The 6,666-nt window shown below is 72.3% G+C and carries 5 protein-coding genes and 1 rRNA gene; all 6 read right to left on the bottom strand.

The genetic code is table 11. From position 1 onward, the window contains the following. A 16S ribosomal RNA gene (locus ABD990_RS25645) occupies positions 1-110 on the bottom strand; the annotation flags it as partial. 620 nt (positions 111-730) lie between these two features. Beyond that, entirely contained in the window at positions 731-2,002 is a 1,272-nt protein-coding gene (gene tyrS, locus ABD990_RS25640; RefSeq protein WP_345383303.1) for a tyrosine--tRNA ligase, read from the bottom strand. An 83-nt stretch (positions 2,003-2,085) separates the two neighbouring features. Further along, entirely contained in the window at positions 2,086-3,111 is a 1,026-nt protein-coding gene (locus tag ABD990_RS25635) for an iron-siderophore ABC transporter substrate-binding protein (RefSeq protein ID WP_345383302.1), read from the bottom strand. A gap of 25 nt (positions 3,112-3,136) precedes the next feature. Continuing rightward, the gene (locus ABD990_RS25630) at positions 3,137-3,793 is read right to left on the bottom strand and encodes a DNA-3-methyladenine glycosylase (protein WP_345383301.1); all 657 of its coding nucleotides are present in this window, start codon (positions 3,791-3,793) and stop codon (positions 3,137-3,139) included. After that, entirely contained in the window at positions 3,794-5,200 is a 1,407-nt protein-coding gene (argH, locus tag ABD990_RS25625) for an argininosuccinate lyase (protein ID WP_345383300.1), read from the bottom strand. Beyond that, positions 5,200-6,642, bottom strand: coding sequence for an argininosuccinate synthase (gene argG, locus ABD990_RS25620; protein WP_345383299.1), 1,443 nt, complete (start codon positions 6,640-6,642; stop codon positions 5,200-5,202). Before argG ends, argH begins: the two co-directional genes overlap by 1 nt. Positions 6,643-6,666: the final 24 nt, after the last annotated feature.

The raw sequence follows: 6,666 nt of genomic DNA, 5'->3' as shown, positions 1-6,666 counted from the left end.
TTACTCACCCGTTCGCCGCTCGTGTACCCCGAAGGGCCTTACCGCTCGACTTGCATGTGTTAAGCACGCCGCCAGCGTTCGTCCTGAGCCAGGATCAAACTCTCCAACAAAAACTGGCTCCAACAAACGGTCCGCATCCAGGACGGGGCCCGGACCACGAACCAAAACATGAACTGGCACAAAAACCGCCAGAACACAAAGCTCGACACACTGTTGAGTTCTCAAAAGACACCCGCACACCATCACGCGACCGCGATCCGGGGCTGCCTTCTCGGATTGTCACGCTACCAGAGCGATCCGCTCGGAGGCAACTTCCCTATCTTACGCATGTCCCCCGGCCGGGTCAAGCACCGGGAGTCCCGCGCCGGTCCGTTCGCGCCTGGAGAGACCCGACCGAACCGATTGTCGTCGCCCGCCTGCGGTCTGACTCTGGGCCGGAGAACCCGTCCCGGTCTGTCGTGCTGACCGCCGTGGCGACGAGAGAGAAAGTTACACACCCGCTCCGGGGCCCCGGAAACCGGGGGGTCCCTTTCGGAGTTCCCGCAGGTCAGGCGGCCGATCTCGCGCGGCGCCCCCGCGCCACGCCCCCGGACGCCGCGCTCCGGCGCCCGGCGGCCGCGGCGAGTACGCGGCCGGCGCTCCCCCCGGCTAGGAAGGGCCCGGCACCCCCCTCGACGGGAGCGCCGGGCCCGGAACTCCGTGTGTGTGATCTCGCCGACCCCGCGGGTCGTCAGCTCCCGACACGCACGCCGGCGAGGTTGCGCTTGCCCCGGCGCAGCACCAGCCAGCCACCCGCGAGGAGGTCCTGGGCGGAGGGGGTCCACTCCTCGTCCGCGATCTTGACGTTGTTCACGTACGCCCCGCCCTCCTTCACGGCGCGGCGCGCGGCTCCCCTGCTCTCCACGAGTCCGGTGTCCACCAGGAGATCGACGATCGTGGCGCCCGCCCCGAGCGAGGTGTCCGCGGTGGGCACCTCCGACATCGCGGCGGTCAGGGTCCCGGCCTCGAGCTCGCCGAGCTCACCCCGTCCGAACAACGCCGACGACGCCGCGACCACCTGGGCCGTGGCCTGCGGCCCGTGCACCAGGGTGGTCAGCTCCCCCGCGAGCCGGCGTTGCGCGGACCGCAGGTGCGGGCGCTCGGCCGTCTCCTTCTCGAGCTCCTCGATCTCCTCCCGCGGCAGGAAGGTGAACAGCCGGAGGTAGGTGCCGACGTCCGCGTCGGAGACGTTGACGAAGTACTGGTACCAGGCGTACGGCGAGGTCAGCTCGGGATCGAGCCAGATGTTGCCGCCGCCCGTCGACTTGCCGAACTTCCGGCCCTCGGAGTCGGTGACCAGCGGCGTGGTCATCGCGTGCGCCGTGCCCCCGTCGACCCGGCGGATCAGGTCCGCCCCGCCGACGATGTTCCCCCACTGGTCCGACCCGCCGATCTGCAGCCGGCAGCCGTAGCGCCGGTACAGCTCCAGGTAGTCCTGGGACTGCAGCAGCAGGTAGCTGAACTCCGTGTAGGAGAGCCCCTCACCGGCCAGCCGGCGCCTCACCGTCTCCCGCGCCAGCATGACGTTGACCGAGAAGTGCTTGCCGATGTCCCGCAGGAAGGTCAGGACGCTCTGGTCGCCGGTCCAGTCCAGGTTGTTCGCGACGAGTGCCCCCGTGGGCGAGTCGTCGAACGTCACGAAGCGCTCGAGCTGGCCCCGAATGCGTTCGGCCCACTCGCCGACCGTGGCGACGCTGTGCAGGCTCCGCTCGCCGACGTCCCGTGGGTCGCCGATCTGCCCGGTCGCCCCGCCGGCCAGCACGATCGGCCGGGCCCCGGCCTCCTGGAACCGGCGCAGGGTCAGGAGCGGGACGAGGTGCCCGGCGTGCAGGCTCGAGGCCGTCGGGTCGAACCCGCAATAGAGCGTGAGCGGCTCGGGCCCCTCGAGGTCCTTGCGCAGGGCGTCGAGGTCGGTGGTCTGCGCGATGAGGCCGCGCCACTCCAGCTCGTCGAGGATGCTCACGCCGCAATCCTCCCCGATGCGGGGACGGCCCGTCCCCCGGGTTCCGGGGGACGGGCCGCAGGTCGGACCGGATCGGCCGCGGATCAGGCGAGCTTCGCGTTCATGTCCGCCGGCAGGGTGTCGAGCAGCGCCGGCAGGCTCAGCACGCTGGAGAAGGACATCGCCGCGGACTGCTCGGGCGTCGGGGTGAAGGAGTGCCCCGCCCGGACGGGCTCCAGGCCGGAGTAGCCGGGCAGGTTCTCGAACGCCTGCGTCTCGGCGTCGCTCGCCGTGATCAGCACGATCGAGTCGACGGCGTTGAGCTTCGAGATCTCCTCGGTGGAGACCGTGGCGTAGAAGTTCGACCCGGCCAGCTGGTCGAACTCCTGCGGGATCGTCATGCCCAGGGCCTCGAAGAACCGTGCCCGCAGGTCCTGCGACCCCCACACGAAGAACGACGCGTCGTCCGCGGTGCTCGGCCGCACGCCGGCCACCGTCTTGCCCTGCAGCGCCGGATTGGCCGCCTTGACCTGCGCGAACTTCGCCTCAAGGTCCGAGATCAGCCTGTCGGCCTCGGCCGGCTTGCCCAGGGCCTGCCCGGTGAGCCGGGTGGCGTCCTGCCACGGCGTGCCGTAGTCGACGAACCCGGCCGGCTGCGCGACCGTCGGCGCGATCTTCGAGTACGTGTCGTACTGCTCCTGGGTCAGGCCCGCGGAGATACCGATGATCAGGTCGGGGCGCAGCGCGGCGACGGCCTCGGTACTGACCTCGCCGACGGGCAGGACCTGCGGCTGCCGACCCTGCAACCGGTCCTGCGCCCAGTCCCAGGTGGCGGACGGCTTGTTGCCGGTGAACTCGCGGATCGCGACCGGGACCACGCCGAGCGCCAGGATCGCGTCCTGGTCGGTGTACCCCAGCGACACGACGCGCTGCGGGGCCGCCGGCACGGTCGTGGTGCCGAACTTGTGCGTGAGGATCGCCGGGAAGGCGCCCGAGGCACCGGAGGGCGCGGTGCTCTCCGACCCGGACTGCTCCCCGCCGGAACCACCGCACGCGGTGAGGACGAGGGCGCCCGCGAGCAGCAGGCCGACGAGCGTGAGGAGTCGGCCTGGCCGACGATCAACGAACACGGCAGGAAGGTTAGGATGGCCTTCCCTAGCTGTCCACCGCTGCCCGGCCCCGCGGGGTCACGGTTCGGACGCGGCCCGGCCGGTACGGGCTCACCTCGGGCGCCCCGTCCACCCAGAACCGCCAGGGGGTGTCGTGCGCGGCGGCGACGCCCACCCGCGGGCCGGTCCGGATCCGCTCGGCCGGCACCGGCTCCCCCGCCACCACCCGCACGGGCGAGTCCGGGGAGGTGACGTCGACGCCGTTGTGCTCCCGGCCCAGCCCGAGCAGCGACGCCAGGCGCGCGGGCCCGCGGGCCAGGTCCGCGTCCCGCCGGGCGGTGGGCCGGCGGACCCGCGCCACACCCGGGTCCGACACCACCCGCCCGGCGCGCAGCAGCACCGCGCCGGCCTCGCCCTCCTGCAGGCAGGAGACGTTCGCGCAGAAGTGCATGCCGTAGACGAAGTAGACGTACAGGTGCCCCGCGGGGCCGAACATCACGGCGTTGCGCGGGGTCGGGCCCCGGTAGCTGTGCGACGCCGGGTCGTCCGCCCCGCGGTAGGCCTCCACCTCGACGAGCTCGACGGCGACCAGCCCCTCGGGCGTGTCCGCCTCGACGGTGCAGCCGAGGAGCCGGGCCGCCACGGGGAGCACGTCGGTCGCGAGCTCCCCGCGGGCGATCAACGGCCGGGTCGGGGCGGCCACTCAGCCGCTCACCCAGGCCCGGGCGTCGGCGGAGGCGAGGCGCAGGTCGTCGAGCTGTTCCTCGACGCGTGGGCCGGCGGTGCCGCCGCGGGCGTCCCGTGAGGCGATGGAGCCCTCGACCGTGAGCACCTCGCGCACCGCGGGCGTGAGGGCCGGGTGCACGGCGGCCAGCTCGGCGTCCGTGAGGTCCTCGAGCCCGACGCCGCGCGCCTCGGCCGCCCGGACGCACCCGCCCGCGGCCTCGTGCGCCACCCGGAACGGCACGCCCTGCCGCACGAGCCACTCCGCCACGTCCGTGGCCAGGGTGAACCCGGCGGGCGCGAGCTCGGCCAGCCGGTCGGTGTGGAAGACAAGCGTCTCCACCATGCCCGCCACCGCCGGCAGCAGCAGCTCGAGCTGCTCGGCCGAGTCGAACAGCGGCTCCTTGTCCTCCTGCAGGTCCCGGTTGTACGCCAGCGGCAGGCCCTTGAGCGTGGCCAGCAGCCCGGCGAGGTTGCCGATCAGCCGCCCCGCCTTGCCGCGCGCCAGCTCGGCGACGTCGGGGTTCTTCTTCTGCGGCATGATCGAGCTGCCGGTGGAGAAGGCGTCGTCGAGCGTGACGTAGGAGAACTCGGCCGTGGCCCAGAGGATGACCTCCTCGGACAGCCGCGAGAGGTCGACCGCGACCATGGCCAGCACGAACGCCGCCTCCGCCGCGAAGTCCCGCGCCGCGGTGCCGTCGATCGAGTTCTCCGCCGACGAGTCGAAGCCCAGCTCGGCGGCCACCGCCTCGGGGTCGAGCCCCAGCGACGACCCGGCGAGCGCGCCCGAGCCGTACGGCGAGACCGCCGCCCGCTTGTCCCAGTCCCGCAGCCGGTCGACGTCCCGGACCAGGGCCTGGGCGTGCGCGGCGAGCTGGTGCGACAGCAGCACCGGCTGGGCGTGCTGCAGGTGGGTGCGGCCGGGCATCGGCGCGTTCGGACAGGCGGTGGCCTGCGTGACGAGCGCGTCGACCACGTCGAGCACGCCCGACGCGATCCGGCGGGCCGCGTCCCGCAGCCACATCCGGAACAGGGTGGCGACCTGGTCGTTGCGGGACCGGCCGGCCCGGAGCTTGCCGCCCAGGTCCGGCCCCGCCCGCTCGATCAGGCCGCGCTCCAGGGCTGAGTGCACGTCCTCGTCCGCGAGCGCGGGCACGAACGACCCCGACTCGACGTCCGCGGCGAGCTTGGTCAGCGCCTCGAGCATCCCGTCCAGCTCGGCGTCGCTGAGCAGCCCGGCCCGGTGCAGCACGCGCGCGTGCGCCCTGGACCCACGGATGTCGTACGGCGCGAGCCGCCAGTCGAAGTGGGTGGACTTGCTCAGCGCGGCCAGCGCGTCCGCCGGCCCCCCGCTGAACCGCCCACCCCACAACCCGGAGTCCGCCATCAGTCGTTACCCGCTTCCAGAGCGGCCTCGTCGAGGGACTTCTCCGACTCGCGCCCGGCGGCCGCCGCGCCCTCCGGGGCCGCCGCGATCCGGTCGAAGCCGCCGGACGGCAGCTCGCCGAAGAGCGTGCCGTGCTCGACGAGCACCGTCCCCTGCTCCCTCGGCTGCCCGGCGTAGGACTCCAGCTTGGCGCGGGAGTCGGCGATGTCGAGGTTGCGCATGGTGAGCTGGCCGATCCGGTCCGTGGGCCCGAACGCGGCGTTCTCGACCCGCTCCATGGAGAGCCGGTCGGGGTGGTACGAGAAGCCGGGCCCCTGGGTGTCGAGGATCGTGTAGTCGTCCCCGCGGCGCAGGCGGAGCGTCACGGTGCCGGTCACGAGCGAGGCGATCCAGCGCTGGATCGACTCGCGGATCATCAGCGCCTGCGGGTCCAGCCAGCGCCCCTCGTAGAGCAGCCGGCCCAGCTTGCGGCCCTCGATGTGGTAGTTGGCGAGGGTGTCCTCGTTGTGGATCGCGTTGAGCAGCCGCTCGTAGGCCGCGAACAGCAGCGCCATCCCGGGCGCCTCGTAGATGCCGCGCGACTTCGCCTCGATGATCCGGTTCTCGATCTGGTCCGACATGCCCAGGCCGTGGCGCCCGCCGATCCGGTTGGCCGCCAGCACGAGGGCGACGTTGTCGGCGAACCGCTCGCCGTTGATCGCCACCGGGTGCCCGGCCTCGAAGGTGACCGCGACGTCCTCGGTCTCGATCTCGACCGACGGGTCCCAGTACTTCACACCCATGATCGGCTCGATGGTCTCCAGGGACACGTCGAGGTGCTCGAGCGTCTTGGCCTCGTGGGTCGCGCCCCAGATGTTGGCGTCCGTGGAGTACGCCTTCTCGGCCGAGTCCCGGTAGGGCAGCCCGTGGGCGGTGAGCCACCGGCTCATCTCGTCCCGCCCGCCCAGCTCCTGGACGAAGTCCGCGTCGAGCCACGGCTTGTAGATGCGCAGCTCGGGATTGGCCAGCAGGCCGTAGCGGTAGAACCGCTCGATGTCGTTGCCCTTGAAGGTCGAGCCGTCTCCCCAGATGTTCACCCCGTCCGCCTGCATGGCCCGCACCAGCAGCGTCCCCGTGACGGCGCGGCCCAGCGGCGTGGTGTTGAAGTAGGTCCGGCCCCCGGAGCGGATGTGGAAGGCGCCGCACGCCAGCGCGGCCAGGCCCTCCTCGACCAGCTGCGGCTTGATGTCGACCGCGCGGGCGATCTCGGCGCCGTACTGCTTGGCGCGGGAGGGGACGCCGGAGATGTCCGCCTCGTCGTACTGGCCCAGGTCGGCGGTGTAGGTGCAGGGGATCCCGCCCTTGTCGCGCATCCAGGCGACCGCCACGGAGGTGTCGAGGCCTCCGGAGAAGGCGATGCCGATGCGCTCGCCCTTGGGGAGGGAGGTCAGGACCTTGCTCACGGGTTGGTTCTCCTCATATCAGCG

The organism is Pseudonocardia yuanmonensis, assembly GCF_039542425.1.
GTDB lineage: Bacteria > Actinomycetota > Actinomycetes > Mycobacteriales > Pseudonocardiaceae > Pseudonocardia > Pseudonocardia yuanmonensis.
This window is presented reverse-complemented; position numbering and strand designations above follow the sequence as displayed.

Excerpts from the sequence above, each read along its gene's own strand:
- argH (WP_345383300.1), bottom strand. The coding sequence starts at position 5,200 with ATGGCGGACTCCGGGTTGTGGGGTGGGCGGTTCAGCGGGGGGCCGGCG.